This window comes from Paenibacillus sp. ov031, from assembly GCF_900143165.1.
GTDB classification, from domain to species: Bacteria; Bacillota; Bacilli; order Paenibacillales; family Paenibacillaceae; genus Paenibacillus; species Paenibacillus marchantiae.
This window is the reverse complement of sequence record NZ_FRDO01000001.1, coordinates 954,244-975,724: the sequence shown is the minus strand read 5'-3', so window position 1 is coordinate 975,724 and position 21,481 is coordinate 954,244. Positions and strand designations below refer to the sequence as shown.

Annotated in this window: 15 protein-coding genes; 3 read left to right on the top strand and 12 right to left on the bottom strand. The window is 46.1% G+C overall.

The window, feature by feature from the left end; genetic code table 11:
• Positions 1-9 precede the first annotated feature (9 nt).
• From BUA17_RS04265 to BUA17_RS04245, 5 genes are all read right to left on the bottom strand, one after another.
• Positions 10-933 (bottom strand): AraC family transcriptional regulator, encoded by a 924-nt coding sequence (locus tag BUA17_RS04265; RefSeq protein ID WP_024634223.1) that lies wholly within the window; start codon positions 931-933, stop codon positions 10-12.
• A gap of 18 nt (positions 934-951) precedes the next feature.
• Positions 952-1,956: a Gfo/Idh/MocA family protein gene (locus tag BUA17_RS04260; RefSeq protein WP_231952525.1), complete on the bottom strand. Its 1,005-nt coding sequence runs from the start codon at positions 1,954-1,956 to the stop codon at positions 952-954.
• 240 nt (positions 1,957-2,196) lie between these two features.
• A complete protein-coding gene (locus BUA17_RS04255; RefSeq protein ID WP_072732706.1) occupies positions 2,197-2,955 on the bottom strand; it encodes a YheC/YheD family protein in 759 nt (252 codons plus the stop codon).
• A 227-nt stretch (positions 2,956-3,182) separates the two neighbouring features.
• Entirely contained in the window at positions 3,183-8,381 is a 5,199-nt protein-coding gene (locus BUA17_RS04250; RefSeq protein ID WP_083584576.1) for a S8 family peptidase, read from the bottom strand.
• Between the two features lie 653 nt (positions 8,382-9,034).
• Positions 9,035-9,688 (bottom strand): DUF1232 domain-containing protein, encoded by a 654-nt coding sequence (locus BUA17_RS04245; RefSeq protein WP_083584575.1) that lies wholly within the window; start codon positions 9,686-9,688, stop codon positions 9,035-9,037.
• Between the two features lie 171 nt (positions 9,689-9,859).
• On the opposite strand from BUA17_RS04245, the gene ytaF reads away from it, so the two are divergent.
• Entirely contained in the window at positions 9,860-10,483 is a 624-nt protein-coding gene (gene ytaF / locus BUA17_RS04240) for a sporulation membrane protein YtaF (protein ID WP_063565214.1), read from the top strand.
• A 115-nt stretch (positions 10,484-10,598) separates the two neighbouring features.
• On the opposite strand, the gene BUA17_RS04235 is transcribed toward ytaF, so the two are convergent.
• From BUA17_RS04235 to BUA17_RS04215, 5 genes are all read right to left on the bottom strand, one after another.
• A complete protein-coding gene (locus tag BUA17_RS04235; RefSeq protein WP_072732704.1) occupies positions 10,599-11,192 on the bottom strand; it encodes a hydrolase in 594 nt (197 codons plus the stop codon).
• Positions 11,164-12,393: a multidrug efflux MFS transporter gene (locus BUA17_RS04230; RefSeq protein WP_072732703.1), complete on the bottom strand. Its 1,230-nt coding sequence runs from the start codon at positions 12,391-12,393 to the stop codon at positions 11,164-11,166. Before BUA17_RS04230 ends, BUA17_RS04235 begins: the two co-directional genes overlap by 29 nt.
• Positions 12,394-12,469: 76 nt before the next feature.
• On the bottom strand, positions 12,470-13,300 hold the full coding sequence (locus BUA17_RS04225) for an AraC family transcriptional regulator (protein ID WP_072732702.1): 831 nt from the start codon (positions 13,298-13,300) through the stop codon (positions 12,470-12,472).
• Positions 13,301-13,545: 245 nt separating this feature from the next.
• A complete protein-coding gene (locus tag BUA17_RS04220) occupies positions 13,546-15,270 on the bottom strand; it encodes an exosporium glycoprotein BclB-related protein (protein ID WP_083584574.1) in 1,725 nt (574 codons plus the stop codon).
• A 130-nt stretch (positions 15,271-15,400) separates the two neighbouring features.
• Positions 15,401-16,639, bottom strand: coding sequence for an RICIN domain-containing protein (locus BUA17_RS04215; RefSeq protein ID WP_063563599.1), 1,239 nt, complete (start codon positions 16,637-16,639; stop codon positions 15,401-15,403).
• Positions 16,640-16,897: 258 nt separating this feature from the next.
• On the opposite strand from BUA17_RS04215, the gene BUA17_RS04210 reads away from it, so the two are divergent.
• The gene (locus BUA17_RS04210) at positions 16,898-17,833 is read left to right on the top strand and encodes a carbohydrate deacetylase (protein ID WP_072732701.1); all 936 of its coding nucleotides are present in this window, start codon (positions 16,898-16,900) and stop codon (positions 17,831-17,833) included.
• A 78-nt stretch (positions 17,834-17,911) separates the two neighbouring features.
• On the opposite strand, the gene BUA17_RS04205 is transcribed toward BUA17_RS04210, so the two are convergent.
• Positions 17,912-19,381 (bottom strand): alpha-L-fucosidase, encoded by a 1,470-nt coding sequence (locus tag BUA17_RS04205; protein WP_244552065.1) that lies wholly within the window; start codon positions 19,379-19,381, stop codon positions 17,912-17,914.
• A gap of 121 nt (positions 19,382-19,502) precedes the next feature.
• On the opposite strand from BUA17_RS04205, the gene BUA17_RS04200 reads away from it, so the two are divergent.
• The gene (locus BUA17_RS04200) at positions 19,503-20,258 is read left to right on the top strand and encodes an AraC family transcriptional regulator (RefSeq protein WP_083584572.1); all 756 of its coding nucleotides are present in this window, start codon (positions 19,503-19,505) and stop codon (positions 20,256-20,258) included.
• Between the two features lie 137 nt (positions 20,259-20,395).
• Here BUA17_RS04200 and BUA17_RS04195 read toward each other — a convergent pair whose 3' ends face one another.
• Complete coding sequence (locus BUA17_RS04195; protein WP_072732700.1) at positions 20,396-21,469, bottom strand: glycosyltransferase WbsX family protein; 1,074 nt, start codon at positions 21,467-21,469, stop codon at positions 20,396-20,398.
• Positions 21,470-21,481: the final 12 nt, after the last annotated feature.

The window sequence follows — 21,481 nt, the reverse complement described above, 5'->3', positions numbered from 1 at the left end:
TAATCACCCTCACTTTTGGTTTGGTTGTTTCATTTTACGGAAAGCCGATGGGGTCATCCCCAGACGCTTGCGAAAAACAGCATGTAAATAATTAGCATTGGTAAACCCTGAAGCCAGGGCAATTTGTTCGATGGAAACATGACTTTCTTCCAGATTGCGGCACACCGCGCGCAGGCGGATATCCTCCAACACACGGCTGAAAGGCATTTCCGGCTGAACCTGATAAAAGATTCGTTGCAGTTGTCTGCTGCTAATATGCAGCTTCTCCGCTACATTCTCCAGCGTTACTGCTGAGGGATGATTTGCCTCCATATACTGAATGGCATAATCGTACCTGTACACAGACATGTCTCGCACAGGAGCCTCCGCCCGATTCCCCCCGATATCGTAGGCTCGGACGGTTTTCAGCAGAATACTGATCACCTGCTGCTTAATGGACGTGTAATATCCAATCAGTTTACGGTCACAAGCCTCATAAGCTTCCAGGAAACAGTTCATGGCGCGATGATAATCATGTACCGGAGCAAGAGGAAGTGTTCTAAGCTTTTCGATCGTTTCCTCTGACTCTGCTGCCTCCCACGGATCTACACCCTCTCTGGGATGTTCAATGATATCCACATGCAGGCATAGTTCATCCATGGCCTCTTGGGAATCCGCCTCCTGATAATGAACAAGACCCGGACCCGTTAAATACAGCATGCCTTCAGAGAGCGGATGCATCTCATCCCCCAGAATGACTTTTCCTTTCCCTCTCGGGATGAAATGTAACTCGAATTCCGCATGGTTATGAAAATCAACGATTCTGCCTGCCGGAAAAGAAGTCAGATGAAATCGCAGAACTCGTATCTCGTAGTGTCCCCACAGGATCGAGACATCCAGTCTTTCCAGGATATCCTGTCGTTCAAGCATCTTCTCAAAAGGATATCGGCTCAATGCGGTACCTCCCAAACCCTATCCCTGTAACTCTTTCAAGGAGATTTTGCGCCCTTCCTTCGCAGAAAGGTTGGCAGCCTCCATCAGGCGAGTCAATTGAGTAGCCGTCTGCAAATTCTCGGTAGCAATCGTATCATTCTGAATATGGGATACCCACTGGCTGAATGCGCTTTCTCTTCTGTCCAGCAAAGGAATCTCTGTCCATTCCTTCTGTTGATCTGAACCAACATTCGTGCGGATTAGCAGCTTATCCTCTGGTGTTCCGTATAAAAGTGTGCCTTCCGTACCATGAACCTCTATCGCAAACGGCGAATGACTGTTCACAAACCCAGCCTCGACTACACCGATTGCTCCGGAATCCGTAAATAACGTAGCAACCGCGTTATCTTCCACTTCTTTTCCAGTAACATATCCGAAATTAGCATTAACCCCAGTCACTTCTTGACCCAGGAACAGATTCGTCAGATACATCGGATGACAACCGAGGTCAATTAATGCCCCGCCCTGACAATCTTCCAGATGATAAAAATGCTCAGGCAGCCAATTGCCAATCGCACCGTTATGCGATAAACGCACACGAACATAAGTCACCTTACCAAGTAGTCCTTGGTTCAGCACATCTTGAATCGTTAATGTATATCCATCGTTTAAACGCGGTAAAGATACCGTCATTTTCACTCCGTTATCCTGTACATCCGAAATGATCGTATTTACTTCTTTAATCGTTGAAGCGATAACTTTTTCTGTGAAAATGTGTTTGCCCGCTTTCGCAGCAGCAGTGATCACATCTTCGTGAAGACGTGTCGGTGCATCCACAATGACGGCATCGATGTTATCCTGTGCCAGCATATCTTCAAGCGAAGCATAGAATGGCACGTTCAGACGTTCAGCAGCTTCCTGTCCGCGCTCGGCATCTTCATCCCATACAGCAGCCATCACCGTATCTTCGTGCTCCTGAGCCTGTTTAATATAATCCCAGGCATGTACGTGCCATAAGCTTATTTTACCTATTCGAATGGTCACTATGATTAACCTCCATACTATATGATATTCTGACATCTAACTATAAATTAACACAGACCTGATCTAATTTTAATAGGAACTTACGACAATAACTATATAAAATTACGACATCAATTAGAATGACCTTCTTAAGAAAACAAGCAAAAAAAGCTTCCTGCTCACCAAGTCGTGATAATAGGAAGCTTTCTCTGCATGTAACAATTCGGAATCAAGGATGTCCAAAGTTAAGCTGAAGATATTTTATGGCTTATGATCTGTATGGCGGAAATACCGAATTACCTTGCGATACATCGTCTTGTCTTTTAATTGTTTAAAAATATAAGGGTCCGGCTTGGCATTCACTTCAATGACCCAGGGTGTCAGACTTTGATCCAGTCCAATATCCACGCCAATTGCCTTCAATCGCTTGTATTTCTTGTTCATATGACGAGCTATCCCAACACCCAGCTTATTCATCTCCTGAATCAGTTCATTTCTGCGCTTTGCGGACACACGAGATTCCAGAAGCTTATGAATATCCATTGGCTGACCGCCGTTATGATAATTGGTTACTATTTTTTTGGAATGTCCAAGTCGACCGATAACCCCCGTTGCTTCCCACTGCTGTTCTGGGCTTAACTGTACCATGACCCGGATGTCAAAGCGCCTGTTGTTGTGTTTTAGCAAATGTATTCCTCTTTGAATGAGATAGCTTCGCTGTTTCACAACGTGTGCAAGACTTTTATAGAACGAATCAAAGCTATTAAACGTCAGACGTTTTTGATTCATCTGATACGCAAAATCATGTTGATTTTCCATCTCAGCCTTAATGACGCCCACTCCATGAGTTCCTATTTCAGGCTTGATATATAACATTCCATATCTGGCTATCATGGATTTTAGATTCACCTTGTTAAACTTTTGTGTATCAGGTATGAACGGTTTTATTGAATCATTATTGATAAGCTGCTTTGTTTTTAGCCATTTGCTTCTTAACGGTTGTGATTTCTCAATACCCACAGATCGTTCCTCCAGTCTTCATATTGAACACATATCGCTGTTTCATTAAGTTCATGCATCATATGCAATATCATTGAACGAATCTTAGGCAATACTTCTTGAATTTACATACAAAAAGCCGACAAGCCCCTCTTCTTTGGGCTTGTCGGCTTTTGACTTTACATTTTCAAATCATCGTTTCTGTTTCAATTTGAAGCTGGATTATAAGCATCTCCGTGATGCTTCGATTAAGGTAACAGATTTTCGTCAACTGGCACATTCGTGTCGGGAGCTTCTGCTGCAGATACGAATAACCGTCCTGGCGCTTCCACTTCGACTTTGTTTCCTGCTGCATCCTGAGCACGGATCACGATCACTCCACCCTCAAGCACCAGCGAAGAAGCGGTGGTATAGGTACCTGTATAATGACCAGGTTCCGTTTCCACCAATGGAATCTCTGCGCCAGCCTGTGGGCTCAAATTGGATGGCAGTTCAATCCGGAAAGAGGCCTGTAATTTGGGGATACTGTCAAACGAAACCGTTACGGTTTCTCCTGCCACAATCCGTACATCCTCAGCCGGAGAGATATTGGTCAGTTCAGGCAAAGACGTTTCCACATAAACAGTCCGTGTCACGGTTGTTTTATTGCCTGCAATATCTGTCGCAATGATTGTAATCGTGTTCTTGCCCTCATTCACAAGTACGCGGTGATTAAAACTTCTGTCTTGCTCCAATTTCACCTTCTGTCCGTTAATGGTCACTTTGTCGAGGAATTGGTCCTGTACATCGCCCGTCACATGAACCACTTCTGTGTTAGTTCGACTTCCTTCTTCAGGTGTAAGGACAGTTAACACAGGTGCTGTCTGATCCAAGATGATCACAACCGGAAGGGAGCGATCGGTCGTTTTCCCGTTAACTACCGCCTCGGCAGTAATGGCATTAACCCCTGCACGAAGTTTAACATTCAGCTTAAATTTTCCATTCTCCACTGTCGTTGTTCCCGCTACTTCTTTTCCATTATATACCTTGATCTGGGCTCCTGAAGCTGGAGAAGTTCCAGACACAGCAAATGTCGACTGATTGGTATAGGTGCTCGTCGGTTGTGTGAGTACAGGTGCATTCACTGGATATTTCACGACTGCACGAATCATATAGTTACCCTCTTCTGCTGGTGCAGTACTCCATACGCCACCTACACGCTGCCAGCTCCGCCCTGCATTCACACCGTTTTCATCGGTTGCGAGTCCAGGTGCGCTCGTTCCAACAGCAGTCTGTACATACACGATATAGAAATCGCCTTGTACCACTACTGGCTCAGGAAATTCAACGGTTGTCCACTGATCATTGCGCAATGCCGTACCGTCGAAAGGTCCTGCCAGCAATCGGCCTGGCGCTCCACCCGATCCGGAGGCATCATAGACGGCATATTTGAATGCTGTTCCACCTGGTACAGGCCATTGTGTATTCCAGAATCGAAGTGATGCACCTGTAAGCTGTGCTGTCTCTAGTTCTGGCGTCATACGTACAGCCCATGCGTTATCTGCGGCCACAAAGGCTCTTGCATTTTCAGCCGTTCCATCGTCATAAGCGATTTCACCAGGAAATCCGATAAATGGTTTTAAGGCAACTTTCGCTTCGACTGTACCGTTTCCAGGTACTGTTACATTTACCGTTTTGCTATAGTAGTCCGTCTTGATGATCGATAACGTATAGCTTCCTTCCAGAACATCCAGAGCAAATTTACCGTCTGCTCCTGTGCGTACAGCACCTACTTGAGCATCTTCCAACACGAGGACGGATGCTCCAGCGATAGGTTTCCCTGTCCGTTCATCGCTCACAATACCTTCAATCTTTCCTTGAGGAATGGTTTCCAGATTGAAGTTGGCTGTTGCTCCACTTCCATCCGTGATGGTTACCGCCTTCGTTTGAGGATAATAGCCATAGGCCTCAGCCTTCAACGTGTAATCACCCGCCACGTGAGTGAAGCTGTATTTGCCTGTCGTCGGGTCCGTCTTCACTGAACGTCCTGTTTCCAGAACAGTGACCGTTGCACTTGCAGGCAAACTTTGCGGCGTTACAGAACCTGTTCCAGGTTTCTGTACTTCGGGCTGTTCCTGTTTGGTTTTATTAAATTCGGCCTTGTCCGTACTTGAAATTTTGTACCAAGAAGTATCATATTCCGGCTTAGGCTTGTCGCTGTTCAGAACAACTGCCGTATCTTTTGTAACCGTCTCAGCGGCGATACCCAGAATGCGGAAGTCATCGATGTACCAGCCTTGCTTGACGACACTGCTGTCTGAAGTCAATCTGAACCGGAATTGAACTTCATTCCCCTTCAAAGCTGCCAGATCGTAAAATACCGGAGTCCATTGTTTTCCATTTGAAGAATGAGAGAATTTACCGAGCTCCGACCATGTGTTGCCACCGTCTTTCGTGGCTTCAACATAACCGTAATCGTATCCACTTTCGATTTCATACCAATGATTGAACGTCAGCGTAGCTTGATCCACCTGAGTTAGATCCACGACTGGCGATACCAGAGAATAGTTAGAACCGTTCTCATAGGTACTGTCCAGATCGGTTGCCCAAACATTCGGCGGAGAAACCGCACTGGCAGGTCCAACGACAGGTACTCCGCGTTCCCACTCGTCCTTGGTGCCGGAATGAGTCCACTCATTGTCACTGTTGCCATCAAAGTGATCGATGAAGATATCTTCAGGGACCTCCACGGTCACGGATACCTCATTCGACTTGTCACTCTCATTGCCACTATAATCAAGAGCGGCTACCGTATAAAAATAAGTCGAATCTGTTACTGTAGCCGTATCCGTAAATGTCGTTGCAGATGTATTTCCGAGCAATTCATAACCTGTGCCTGAATTCGTTGAACGATATACGTTGTAGGATTTCAGATCCTCATCGTCCGATCCCGTCCAGGACAAGTTTACATTCCCCAGTATGTCGGCAGAAGCGGACAATCCGCTTGGTGCTCCCGGTGCAATATCATCTGGAGCTTGTACTGAAAAGTCATCGATATACCAACCAGCCTTCTGAACGGAATTGTCACTGGTCAGATTAAACTTGATAAATACCTGTTGACCGGCGTATTCACGCAAGTCAATATATTGCGTTTTCCAGCCTCCACCGGCACCTGTAAAGCTCAATGCCTCTTCAAATACGAAGTCACTATCCTCTGTTGCAATGTACACTTTGCCAAAATCGATATTGCTCTCCAAATCATACCAGTGCTTGAAGGATAACAATGCTCCCTCAGGGCTCTGGGTAAGATCAATTGGTGGTGCAAGTAAGTAAGCATTACTGTTGGCTGCATAAGTCCCAGTCAGATTAGTTGCAATCACTTTGTCACCAGAGTAGGCACTTCCCGGTCCACTTGTTGGTGCTCCCCATGCCCAAGTGTTGCCAACTCCACCCGAAGTAAAGCCCAGATTGTCTTCCTCAAAATCTTGCAGATACCCAGGCTGGACTCCATTGGAGACAGCAACCTTGTAAACTTCACTCTCGAATCCGTTGTTGCCATAATCATTGACCCGGATATAGTACTCCAAACCCTGTGACTCGATTAGAAATGCCGGAATTGTCGCTGTATAAGTTCCATCTTTGGCATCCCCAGCTACTCGATTCATCGGCAGATATACGTATTGGCTCGTGCCCGTTGTTTTGGCAAATGCCTCCACTGTGGTTACACCGACATTATCGGTAACACGTGCAGTCAGTGGAATATCAAGCCCCGTAAAGGCAGAATTGACAGGCGTATGTTCCAGGACCGGCGCTTCCAGATCGTCACCTGCTGTGACAACCCTGCCAGATACCGTGCCTATGCCTTCGAGGACAGAGCCCACAGCATCCAGTGCATTGATAATGCCGTGACCGTAACCGTTATTTGGCGAATTTGGATACCGGCTGTCTGTTCTCGGTGTCGCTGTATCCATAATGATCTGCTCTAACTGATCAACCGTAAGGGAATGATTAGCTTGAAGCAGGAGTGCGGCCAGTGCAGTGGTATGCGGGCCTGCCATGGACGTGCCGTTCCAGCCACCCTCATATACTCCGCCCGGAACAGAGGAACGGATGTTAACACCTGGAGCCGAAACTTCCGGCTTAATTTCCTCATAAGGGGAAGGACCAAGAAGGGAAAAAGAAGCCAGATTCCCGTTGATATCCGTTGCTCCCGTAGCGAAGCTCTCTGGATAATTCGCAGGGTTCGCCACCGAACCTGGACCTCCCGGATTCGTCAGTGTCACATTCCCGGCTGAAAATTCCGGAAAGATCTGTGCATCACGCCAAGCCTGTACCATTGGACGGAACCACTCGTCCAATCCTGGACCACCACCCCAGGAATTGTTAACCACATCCGGGGCAAGCTCAGGATGCAAGTTTCCTTCAGCATCCACTGGAGCAATCAGCCATTGACCGCCATCCAGTATAATGGCATCCGTGGTACTCGGATTGAAAATCCGAACGGCAATCCATTTTGCCCCTGGAGCAACCCCAATCTTGTTGGTGCCGTTCGCTTCGGAGCCTACCATCGTACCCATGGTATGTGTACCATGACCGTCTCCATCCGCAGGAAGCGAAGCATTGCTATGGGGATCGTACCAGCTTAGTTCGGGATCAACGATATTTCCCGAAGCATCAAGCCCTCTCCATTTGCTGCGGAGAGCCGGATGGGTATAATCAACCCCGCTGTCCAGGTTGGCAACAACGATTCCTGTACCGTCGATTCCTCTATCCCAGACTGCTGGCGCGTTGATAGAATCGATATTCCATTCTACGTTCTCTGTCTGCAGGCTCTTATCGTTAGCCGCTGCGCTTTCTTTCGCTGGCGACTCTTTTGCCGGGATCGTTGTAGTGTCTGCCGCAGGGGCTGCGGTTGCTTTTTCATTGCTGACCTCGGTTTTTTGCAGAAAACGCTCCTCATTTGGCAATATTTTATCTACCTCAGGCAGAAGTGCAATCTGTTCCATGACTTCTTTGGTGCTCGTTACTGCGAGTGCATTAACGATAAAATAGCTTTTATATTCTTTGACCTTGCCAAGGTCAAGTTCCTTTTCAAGAAAACTTTCAAGTGTGTACTGAGATCGCGAGGCCGTTTCCCGCAGAGAACTGACAACGGTGCTTCGTACCGACAGTTTCGTTGCCGAAGCCGTTTGCTTTTCGATTGTTGCCTTTTGCATGGCTTGTTTGGAGACAGAGGCAGTATCTACCTGTTCTTTCATTTTCACCAGATAAGTTACATAATCATTACTCTCAAATTCCTTGCTTAATTTGGCGTTGACTTTGGAAGTAGTGATTTTGTCCGAACTGGATTTCATGTCAATCTTCTGCGATGCGGCGTTTTCAGCTGAAACCGGTTGTATGATAGATAATGCAAGGAGAAGCGACAGGCCCATGGACAGCGGCTTGCGTAAACGATTCATCTTTATCAAACTTTTCCACTCCTTTTACCCGGTTTTTGTAATACAGTGATTTACTGTATCCATTTCTAAAAATGAAAACGATGAAACGGCCTCAACATGGGCAGACGTGTTGCGTTCATTTACATCAAGCCTCACCTCCTTTACAGGACAGGTTATTAAATTACATCGCATGTGAAAGATTATAGATAGCCAAATTTAGCGTATATGGAAGAGGTGAATTTCAGATCAATTAATCTTGTGGGTGGAAGTTTATTCGCATTCATTAAGGAGGGTAATCACCGGCGTTAGCAAGAACGCTTACTTTACATGGGAGTATGATTGATCTGGATAGATCAGGAGATTTCTTGAATATGTACAAACACTTTTAAAATTACATATAATATAAAATTTAGAATCTAATTGTATATTTATGGTATATTATAGAGTCATAAAAAGAGATATACAAGCAATTTTATAGAAAATAATAGAAAATAAGCCTTTTTAATGCTTTCATAAGTCTAATGACTCTCCGTTAATCATATGTTTTTCGCAAATGTGAATACCACGGCTTTTTAATTGATCCAAACAGTTCTTTATAACTATGACTGATTCACTAAGATAGTAAAAAGAACGACGCGAGAAACTTCGCGCCGTTCTTTTGGGGTTCTCCCAAACCAATCTTGTCATGTTCGTTGTTTCAGACGATCCAACACCAGATACACAACGATGGCATCATCCAGATAACCAATCGGAAAGAGATAGTCCGGGATCAGATCCGCAGACGAAATAAAATATAACAATGCACTACCGATCAGAGAACGATCGTTCTCGGGTGTAATCTCATCACAGTATTGAATATGCATTTCCTTCAAATGTTCAATGAACGGTCCTGCACCGTTTATCTGATTGATTTTTAGATCAAACTCCTTACATATTATTCGATGCCCTTCATCTGTACGTGCATATTGTTCGTACTTAACCATTTCCTGTTCTATCCGCTCTGTTGTCACATCGAGGTCAAATAATTTCGTATGTTGCAGGACCTTCTTGATCGATTCAAGCGAATCCAGAATCCCCCGCTCGGCCACTCTTTTTGCGTTATCGATTTTGTAGCCTGCAGCCTCAATGAGATGATCCAGAGATACATCCAAATGTTCGGAAAAGATCTGTAAATGCGTGAGCTTCGGTTGCTGCTTTCCGTTCAGAATCCGAGAAATGGTGGCCGTGTCCATTCCGCACAACGTACTGAATTTGCGCATCGAGAGAGAGCGTCTGGCAAGCAGAGGCTTGATCAAATCTCCGATATGGCAATCCTTTGTTTGATCATTTGCTCTCACCAGCATCCCTCCAGAGATATGATCGATAGTCTAGTATATGGGACAATGTGGTGAAAGTTTACTTTATTCTTTCTTCATCAGCAGCGTTTTGTTGCATTTTTCTCAAGGACGGGCACATGAATCTCAACACGACATACATTAAGAGCAGAATACAGATCATGAGGTGATTTTATGGCGTGGATGCTCATTCTTGCTTTGGCCGTCTCTTCGAGTCTTGACAATCTGGGTGTCGGACTATCGTACGGGATCAGAAAAATCAGAATCAGCCTATTTTCGAATTTTTTGATTGCCGTTGTTTGTTTATTGTTCAGTTATTCAGGCATTTTGTTCGGAAAATGGATTTCGATCGTGCTACCTGGCGTTTTCCCTATACTACTGGGGACATTTATCCTACTCGTTATCGGTTTTCGTATCATCTTGTTATCCGTTCCCCGTAAGAAGAAAGATCACGAAGAGACCGATTCCCAAACCCTTGGGATCGGGTCTATTTTACAAAATCCGGAACGGGTAGATTTGGACAAATCGAATCATATTGGAGTTCTGGAAGCATTGATTCTGGGTGTTGCCCTTTCGACAAACGCACTGACGAATGGCTTAAGCGCAGGGCTGATGGGCTTATCCCCCTTGTATATTTCCCTTACCGCAGCGATCGGCAGTTTTGTTACCGTATGGTTTGGCGTGTGGATGGGGTCCAAAGCGGCAAACGTTCGTATTGGTTCATTCACATTGGGACAATTCGGAACGCTTGTCAGCGGGGTTCTCTTATTGCTGATTGCAGCCAATAATTTGTTCTGATCATGTATGCAAATTCCAAAAAGGAGACATCTGATCAGATGTCTCCTTTTTGAGCATGTTAAACCTTTTGTTAACGGATTATTGTCTTGTCAGAATCCTGGGTTATTTACCCGTCTTATTTCAGTGCCGTAACCACTTCTTCACTGGAGCGAATCCGACCCAATCTAGGGAAAATGGTTTTACAAACGTAGTCATGCTCTTCCTTGGTAGCAGCTGTCATTGCATCTTCTACAAAAATCTGTTGATAACCGTGCTGATAAGCTTCTCTGGCTGTAGTATCCACTCCGATTGACGTAGAAACGCCACATAATACAATGGTATCTATTCCCCGACGTCGCAACTGGAGGTCCAGATCCGTACCGAAAAAAGCACCCCATTGACGTTTGGCAACCGTATGATAAGGAGTATGGGCAGTCATTTCAGGCACGAATTGATCCCAGTCTGCGCTAAACTGAATCGCTCCCCGTTCCAGATCCGTCTTTGGTTTCAACATGTCTTTTCCATCGACTGAAGAGACTTTTACAAGCACCACAAAAGCTCCCTTTTCCGTGAAAGCCTGTGCTAACTTGGCCGCATTCTGCACCACCTGCTCACCTGTATGTGGAGACTGTAGCGGGCTATTCACAATCCCCTTTTGCAAATCAATCACGACCAGCGCTGTTTTTTCAGCTGTAAGCTGTTCAGCTTCTGCTTTTTTCAAGTTTTCCATGATCTTCTCTCCCAATCGTTTCAAGTTTTTTGTATACCTTAAAATACACCCAGCCAGCATTAATCAATATCAATGCACTGGTAATCAAGAACACATATCGTATTCCCATCCAGGCAGCCACTTGTCCGCCTAAAACAGCACCGCCGAATACACCCAGATACCCTGCGGACATGTTAAAACCGAACATTCTACCAGTCAGGGAAGCTGGTGTAATTTTTTTGATCAGAGTATTCACCGAAGGAATTAGCCCAGCTGCCGCCAATCCCAATAAGAAACGCAGGCCCATCAACTGCCACGGACTCGTTACAAACGCCTGTGCTATGAAGAGAATTCCGGCAGCTAAAAGAGCAACCAAAATGACCTTCTGTGCGCCTATTTGGTCCGAAAGCTTACCCAGTCTTGGCGCAGCAATGAGATTAGCCAATCCTGATGCCGAGAACACGATTCCAGCCAATAGAGCAACATGCGAAGTGTTACCGGAAAGCTGCGTAATATATACGGTAATGATAGGCTCCACCGAATATAAGGCCACAGTGAGTACAAAAAAAGTAACAAACAAGTTAATCGTCAGACTTTTCTCGGGCACTTTTCGCCATACTTCCCTAAGACCAAGCACCACCTTGTCCTCTCGCGTGAACGATTCCTTCACAAACAAAGCGGTCGTAATAAAGGCAATCATCATCAGCCCACCCGTTATAAAAAACGAATTTTGGAGCCCCCAATTTACCCCTATGAATCCACCAATTGTCGGACCGATCAAGGAACCTGCGATGTTGGCGGTTGAAAGTGTTCCCAAAGCATAGCCCGCATGTTTGGAATCGGTTTGGGTCGCTATCAGCGTTGTACAGGCGGTGCTATATCCTGTGATGACACCCTGTAGCAGCCGAAGTCCAATGAGCATATACACATTTGTTGAGAACCCCATACAACCTACCACTACAGCCATCCCCAAACTGGCTCGAAGCAGCATTGGTTTTCTCCCCCATCGGTCGGCAGCCGCTCCCCATATGGGGGAGAAAATGGCGGAAAGTATAAACGTGATGCCAAAGGCAATTCCGGAGAATTGGGCAATCGCTGCTGAGTCATTCACACCAAGCTGCTTGATGTACAGCGGCAAAATCGGTGCGATCTGACTCATGCCTACTCCGGTCACAAACATTCCGAACCAGCATACAATCAAATTTCTTTTCCACAGCGGCATATCAACAAGCCTTCCTCCCGCTTCAGAATCATATCCTCATCTTAGCGATCAGAACGGCTATGCACCATGCATTATGTTAAACTCCATGGACATTTTTGCTGTAAAATTCCGTTGGACTCATGCCTTCCAATTGTTTAAATAGCCTACTAAAATAGAATTCATCCGTGTAACCGAGTACCTGCGCCACCTCTTTAACTTTGTTGTTTCCTTCCAAAATGATCTCTTTTGCTTTATCCATCTTCAGTTTGTTAAAAAATTCTATTATGGAGTATCCTGTAATCTCTTTGAAAGCTCTTGATAAATACGGGGCTGATAACTGCACGAGCTCAGATAGTTCGGTCAAGGTGACTTTACGATGCAAATGTTGATTCATATAGTTGATAATCTTTTCCACTTTCAAGGATGTCGCATAATTACGATGCCGCTTTTTTATATTTTGGCCGATCGCGATAAGCAATTGCTGTAGTAAGGACTTGGTGCTAAACTCATAACCCGGTAGTTTCGTATGCCAGGTGTCTACCATATGTTTAAATACTTCTTCCAATTGATAATAATCCTGTAATTGCTGGACAGCTGGTAAGGGAAACATCTCGACGTCCTCGTTTACAGTCCATGTATTGTCATTCTGCTCGATGCGGACATAACTGAAGTGAACCGAAAAAAAACTTATGGGATTCTTAAAGTCAATCTCTATCAAGTGAGGCACATCCGGTTGAAGGTAGATCAGGACGCCTTCCTGAATGGTATGTCTTTTACTCTCAATGGTAATCTCCGCTTTGCCGCCTGTAATAAAAATGAGTTCATGATGCTGAAGCGTTCGCACCCCTTTATTGGAAAATGTCCGAAGTTCATTCGGCTTCCTTGAGTTGCAGTATAAAATATGAAAAAAAAGCTGTTCTATATTCATGGTTCCCTCCACGCACATATCGTTCTTGCTGTCTCATTCGCTCTTCCGGTTCACCTGTTCAGGATTTCCAAAGAGTGGCATGTTTAGTATACAGGGATTTCTGCTGAGGATGGTTTTTCAGTTGATTCATTCAATCCTGTTTGTGACGAAGATAAACCTAAAAGAACAAAAAAACAAGCTGTCTCCAATACAAATGGAGCTCAGCTTGTTTCCTGACTTATTTATTCTCATTGCGTGTTAGTAAATCAAGTAATATTCAAGCCACCACTTGCATAGCCGACAACGGTATTCACAAGTGTGAGTCCGGCAGCTGTCGCCGAGAACACCAGTAAAAGACGTGTCTGTGCAGTCACCGGGATAGCCAATCCGGTTGTTATACCATTGGAGATGGTGCCCAATGCGATAATACCTGTAAGTGGAGGTGCCAGCGTCACGACAGCTCCAGGAACAGCCGTAAATGCATTGTCTGGCGTAGGCGAGCTGAACAGTTGTGCTGTGATGGTTACCGTTGAACCGACTAATGACAAGGCTGCGGTTGTGCTAAAGTACGCAGCAATGGAAGTTATAACGCCATCCCTTGGAGCTGAAAATGCAAAGTTAATGAGTGGGCCAACTACTGATCCTGTTAAATCAATGGTGCCCCCGACCAAGCTTATTCCCGTTGCCGAGCTACCGAAACCAATCAGGCTTGTAGTACCAACCAATCCACCAACGAGTGTTGTCAAAATGGCTGGACCACCAGAAGCAAACGGAATGATGGCTCCCGAACCTGTAGCTCCCGTTACGCCAGTAACACCAGTTACTCCGGCCAATCCCGTAGCTCCTGTTATACCAGTAACCCCAGCTATTCCTGTCGCTCCTGTATCACCGGTCACACCGGTGACTCCAGCTATTCCTGTCGCTCCAGTCACACCGGTGGCTCCGGCCAATCCTGCGGCTCCCGTATCACCAGTCACACCGGTGACTCCAGCTACTCCTGTCGCTCCAGTCACACCAGTAGCTCCGGCCAATCCTGCGGCTCCCGTAGCACCGGTAACACCAGTGACCCCGGCTGTTCCTGTCGCTCCAGTCACACCAGTGGCTCCAGCCAATCCTGCGGCTCCCGTAGCACCCGTTACTCCCGTCGCACCCGCCACTCCAGGATCACCCGTAGCTCCGGTTACGCCTGGATCACCTGTGGCTCCCGTAACGCCCGCTGCACCGACAGCTCCGGTCGCACCCGTTACGCCTGCCGCTCCTGCAGTTCCTGTCGCTCCAGTCACTCCGGTGGCTCCAGTTGCACCACCTGCTGGACCTGCTGCACCCGTGGCTCCGGTTGCACCCGTAACTCCGTTCAGACCAGCTGCACCTGCTGGACCTTGGCTACCCGCCGGACCGATCGGACCAATGGGTCCCGCAGGCCCAGGGTTACCCTGCGATCCCGCTGGACCTACCGTTCCTTGAGGACCAGCAACACCTTGAGATCCGGCTGGACCGGCAGGTCCTGCTGGTCCAGCGGGTCCAGCAGGACCCGGAATTCCTGAGTTTCTAAGTGCGTTGGCAAGAGCTACCTCTACTGCTCTGATGGCAATGACCAATTGATCTTTGTCCGCAGAATGGATGCATTCCTGTAAAACAACAGACAACAGCGTATCAAGCAACTGCTGCAAGTTGGTGCCTACGCTTATTGGAGAGAATGGGATGACCTCCGCTGAAGCAATGGATAGTTCCAAGGCAGCTTCCAAGTTGGCCTTGTTTCCTTTCTTTAATTTCAAATGATGAACCAAAGCCAGCAACTTGCGCAGAATTTCAATCAAAACAGAAACATTAACCTGAGTTGGATTAGCAAATACCTGTACTATGGCAGCTTTCAGTTCGCCAATCAATTTGAGGAGTAAATGGGCTTCTTCCCCAATACCTGTGAGATGTGATTCTCCTCCAACTTTTCTAAAGCCGCTTCCGCCGTGCACACTGCGTTTCTTGTACTTCATCTTCCATAATCTCCTCCTTGGGAGCCCTGTTAATGTCCGCAGGTCGGGCGAACATCACTTGCTTGATGTCAACAATATATTACCAACATCAAATTTTGTGATGAATTCACCTAAAATTATTGCAATTTAATTAATTCAATTTGTTAAACGACCATCTTTGTGCATCCGTACCGTTATCATTCCATTGCTGGATTGCAGCCCCATCCGCCGTTGAAGAGCTCGAAACATCTACCGCCAATCCATTCACCTTGGAAATGATTTTATAGAAACCGTTACCCGCATCCTGGATGCTCCACCTTTGGGCGTTAGAGCCATTATCATCCCATTGCTGGAGCTGTACGCCGGGTGATGCTGTTGAGTTAGGCACATCCAGAACTTTTCCACTGTGAACCGCCGTGAGTTTATAGAAACCATCCCCTGTGCTGTCGACCCTGAACGTTTGGTTGCTCGCACTGTAGTTGGTCCATTGTTGTACTTTGGCTCCGCTTGCCGTGGATACATCCACAATATCCAACACTTTACCGCTTGCTTTGGAACCGATCGTATAGAGACCCCCGCTGACAATGTTCGGTGTACTCGCTGCTTGATATACCCGCACATAATCCACAAGCATTTGTGATGGGAAAGGTGTCGCATTATTAGGGCTGCCAGGCCAATTCCCACCCACAGCCATATTCAAGAGGAGGAAAAACGGACGTTGGAACTCCTCCGTGTTGCCTGTTCCATTTTCGATGTAAAACTCATTGAACTGTTTGCCATCCACAAACCATCTTATATATTTGGAATCCCATTCGATGCTGTATACATGAAATTGGGAAAAATCAAGATTCTCCGATATCTTTCCATAATCGGCATGCCCGTTAGCATCCCAGTGTACGGTACCGTTTACAAAAGCATTGTTGTTGACCCGCTCCATAATGTCGATCTCTCCGCTCTTAGGCCAGCCAACGGAATTAATGTTGCTTCCCAACATCCAAAAAGCAGGCCACAGCCCCTGACCGGACGGCAGCTTGATGCGTGCTTCAACTTTCCCGTAAGTAAAATCCTTCAAGCCTTGGGTTTTGATTCGTGCGGAGGTATAGCTGCTGCCATTGTAATTTTCTTTGCGTGCAGTGATGACCAGATTGCCACCTGTAACTTGCAGGTTCTCGGTGCGATTCGTATAATACTGCAATTCATTATTTCCCCATCCGCCGCTGCCGGTACCAATCTCTGCAGACCAATTCGACGTATTCAGAGAACTTCCATTGAATTCGTCACTCCACACCAGATTCCAATTGGTCGCTGCGTTTGTCGTCGTGCCAGGCAGTAAAGCGATTAGGAAACTGAACAGCACCAGCGTACTTACGATTTTTCTTTTTCTCAACAATCTTTTCCCTCCCCATATTAACGGACTGATTCTGAACGGGGATACCCCATTTTTCTCAATCCGTAACAACGTTTACATTAAATGTATTCTGTCTGCAACTGGATTATTTCTAACAGCGAACAGGATATTCCATGGACAAGACGGCATTTGAAGTATTTTATCAGGCCTGTGCGAATGAACGGTCCATACCTTGTGACCTTTAATATATTAGGGACATGGCAAGTGGTTTGTTCTCAACGTGAGGAAGGAGTAAGCGGTATGAGCAGGCAAGTAATCATTAATGCGGATGATTTCGGGCTGTCGCCCGGCGTTAATCAGGGGATTATTCAAGCATATCAGACTGGTGGAATTACGAGTACTTCGATGATGGTGAATATGCCGGGCTTTGATCATGCACTGAGTTTAGCCCGATCGCTGCCGGACCTCGGAATCGGATTGCATTTTAACCTGACTTACGGGAGACCCGTATCCGATCCGGCCATCGTGCCTTCTTTGGTGAATCCTGACGGTGCTTTTCATCAAGGCCAGTGTGGATTAATACGAGATTTCACTGATATTGCCAAAGAACTCGATGCTCAATGGAACGTTTTGGCTCAAGCGTCACTTTCCCCTACACATCTCGATTCCCATCAGCTGCTTCATCAAAACGATCCCATCATATTCCAAATCATGGCGGAGAAAGCTGTCCGGGAAAACATCCCGCTTCGGCGATCTCAGGTCCGGCATGCAAGCCCTGAAATGCCAGTGCCTCGGATGACGGATACGATTCTGCTGGATACTTACGGAGATCATGAGGGTTTACAGCGATTGCTACAACATTTATCTAAGCTCCCAGATGGCATTACCGAGATTGTATGTCATCCCGGATATGTCGATGATGCTCTGCGTGAAATTTCCAACTGGCTGGACATCCGCGAGCATGAGCTTGCAGTATTTGTCGATCAGGAAATCCCCCGAACGATACAGACGCTGGGTATTGTGCCGATAAGCTACAGAGCCGTGATGGATACCATGGAAGAACCATGCGAACTGCCACCAATACAAATGACATCACCTTTCAAACCAGTAGAAAAAAGACGACCTCGTCATGTGCGGCAGCGCTTGTTGAAGCGACAGCGTTTGGCGAAAGTACATCGCTTGTCCAAAAAACGAAGAACACTCCGTCGATCTTCTTCAACCCGTAAACGAGTGTAATCCATTACAGAATCGCACAAAGAATAGGACTATAACCAGTACATATTACTGTTGGTTATAGCCCTTCGATCTCATCTCTTAATCCAGTTCTAATTTAAATACGACGGGTGAGAAGCTATGCACGTTCCTTGTCGTTATCGTCAAGGACTCTTCCGTCCTGCTCCATTCCGGTTCTTCGTCAAAGCCCAATACCTGAATGTCCCTGATCAGTCCATGGAAATGATGAGAATTCTCTTTCAGCCAACGAATATGAACGATTCCGTTCTCCGGGTAAGCCATAACCGTGGCATAAAGGCAGCTTTCTTTTACAGTGAAACGAATGTCCTCACTTGTAAAGATCTTGGTCTCTCCATCTGTAAATTGTCCTTCCTTCACCTCGGTCGGCCCTTCCCCATACGTCCGCCAGAATGTCGTGTCATAAATCGCCTCCCCATTCACGTCCAGCCATTGACCTATGGCAAGCAAAATATCCCTGTCTTCATTCGGGATACTTCCATCTGCCTTTGGTCCAACATTCAGCAGCAGGCTGCCATTTTTACTCACAATATCGACGAGGTCCCTGATGATCTCATCCGCTGTTTTATAGTTGTTGTTTTCTGTATAACACCATGAATTCTTTGCTACAGCGGTATCTGTTTGCCAGAAATACGGTTTCAAATCGGCGAATTGCCCACGCTCCACATCCGGAACGGCACAACCGAGCATAAAGGCATCGTGTTTGTAGTTAATCGCTACCGGAATGCCCCACTCATCACCTTTGTTATAGTAGTAAGCGCTGAACTTTTTCAAGTAAGGTTTGAACGCTGCCGTCTGGATCCACCAGTCAAAATAAAAAATGCTCGGCTGGTATTGATCCACCAGTTCACAGCAACGAAGCAGCCAATCTTCCAGATATTCATCCGTTGGAGGTGAGCCGTATAAATCCTGATGATCCGGTTCAGGCATGGCGGGCCAGTAGAAATCACTGCGTCTGAGCGGCTCCTTGACATCTGAATCGAAGCTTTTTCCATGGGACATGAAAAACCAATGCTCAGCACGGTGTGACGAGACACACAAAGTAAGTCCCTGCTTCTCATACGCGACCTTCATCTCACCCAACAGATCCCGTTTGGGTCCCATTTCAACTGTGTTATAGTGAGAGATGGAGCTTTTGTACATTTGAAAGCCATCATGGTGCTCAGCTACAGGCATCACATAACGGGCTCCTGCCTTTTTAAAAAGCACGGCCCACTCATCTGCGTCAAACTTCTCTGCAAGAAACATCGGAATAAAATCTTTATAGCCAAAATCCTTTGGATGACCATAAACGCTAAGGTGATGTTCATAAGCTTTGGAGCCCTCAATATACATATTTCGTGAATACCATTCACTGTCATAAGCCGGGATCGAGTACAGACCCCAATGAATGAAAATACCGAACTTGGCGTTCTTGTACCACTCGGGAACCTCGAATGCGCTAAGTGAATTCCAGCTGTCCTTATACTTTCCTTCGGCAATGGTCTTTTCGATCTGTTGCAAATATTCATTTTTATCCAGCATTGTTCTCATTCGGTTTTCATCCCTTCCGTTATCGGCTGCACTTGTATTGTAGTAGCTGGTTGAGCAGATAGACATGCAGAACGTTAACTTTAGGATGGACAATAATAACCTTTGTAGGGAGTTGAGGATAATGAACCATAAGACGTTGCTCACAAACCACTTATCCAATCTGCAGGTTGATTTGTTCATGGTCAACTTCAATCGCTGCGATACGGATTGGCGAGACCTCGATTACACACCCGATTACAGCAAATTTTATTTGATCTGTGAAGGCGAGGGTTGGCTCAAGATCGGCGATCAGGAGTATTATCCTGCACCGGGACAGCTTTTTTTGATGCCGGAGGGGGTCACGCAGTCTTATTCAGCCATCAGTGATCGTCCTTTTCTCAAATACTGGTGTCATTTCAGCGCGAAGGTTGGAGGGATCAACCTATTTCAAATTCTGAATTTCCCCCACTTCTGTTCATCGGATCGGCCGGAGCTGATACAGGAAATATTCAACAGCATTCTTGATTACGCCCGATCCGATGAAGTCTATGCGCATATGATGGCAAAAAGCAAATTAATAGAATTGTTGTCGCACTACATTATGCATGTGGATCAGGAACAGATTAGTTATATCAATGTGCCTGTTATGGAGAAAATATCTGCAATACTGACCTATATTGATTCCAACATTGAGGAAAATATTTCTGTCCGGGATCTGGCTCAGATTGCCTACATGCATCCCAATTATTTCATTCGTTTCTTCAAACAGCACATCGGCGTTCCACCCATGCACTACATTGCCAGCAAAAAAATGGACAAGGCAAAAGAACTTCTGACCTGTACGCCAAAAACAGTCACTGCCATTGCCGAGAACCTTGGGTTTAGTGACTTATATTAACTCTCAAGGCAATTTAAAAAGCATACAGGTCTGAATCCAACGGAGTATCGCAAACAAATCATGGTATGAATTTCGATAAGCTGGCATGATTGCACTCACCCAAAAACAAATGGAGCCCCACAAAGGGAACTCCATTGTCATAACTTGCTGCGTTTTCTCTCTCCTTGCTCTACCACTCTTTTGACCTCTCTCAAATAGGCGTACCCATAATCGTCATCCGGTTCAAGGTACGCTCCTTCCGCCCACTCATTCCATGCGTTAACAAACAGGAAGCCACTCCCGTTCAATTCCCGGGCTCTCGTCATCTGTCGAGATAAATACAATCCGAATTTTTCAGGTGTTGCGCCTACAGTACTCTGTCCATCAACCGACCGGCGCGGCGTATTGTCCCAATTCACAAATGCACCAGGATATACAACTTCCCCGTTTCGATGAGGTGTTCTTTCGAGAATGGATGACCATACTTTATCGTAGTTCACCACAATGTGCTTCTGCCCCTTGATATCCAGTTCAATCCATATTCTTCCATTCATATGACCATGCGCAAACGTATAGTGGGGCTCAAATTCCATGCTTGCGTCAAAGACGGGACGATTAAAGGTAGGAAATCCACCGATCGTCTGCACAAAATGAATACCTTCCAGCCCATGTTCTATCGCAAGCCTACGCCAATAATGAATCATTTCCTGGCATCGAGGTATGCTTGCAGGCCTATAAATCAGAAATAGTGGTTTTCCCTCTACACAGATGTATCGTTTATCCTTAAACGCTCTGACCAGATAATCGAAATGTTCTTTCCAATCGCTCTCGTCCCCGTAGTCTTGCGAAATAAGAATATCCTCTTCGCGCCCGTCCCATTTGCGTGTCCAGGTTTCATTGGCCCATGACAAACAAAAAGGAAAATCCGGTTCCCCGCTGTGCAAAATCTCATCAAACGGCTTTTCAAGCAATCGTTTTCCTTTAAACCAGTAGTGATAATAACAGAATCCGTATATCCCGTGATTTTTGGCCGTTTCGGCCTGCCATTTGCGTACCTTGGGGTCCGTTAAATCATAGTAGTTCTGATGCAATGGCTTCTTGGGTTGTAAATGGCCTGGATAAAGGGGAGTTGTTTTTTTTACATTGGTCCATTCTGTAAATCCGTCTCCCCACCATTTGTCATTCTCCGCAATTCGATGAAATTGAGGTAAGTGTAAAGCAATAAGCTTCAAGCAGGACTCCTC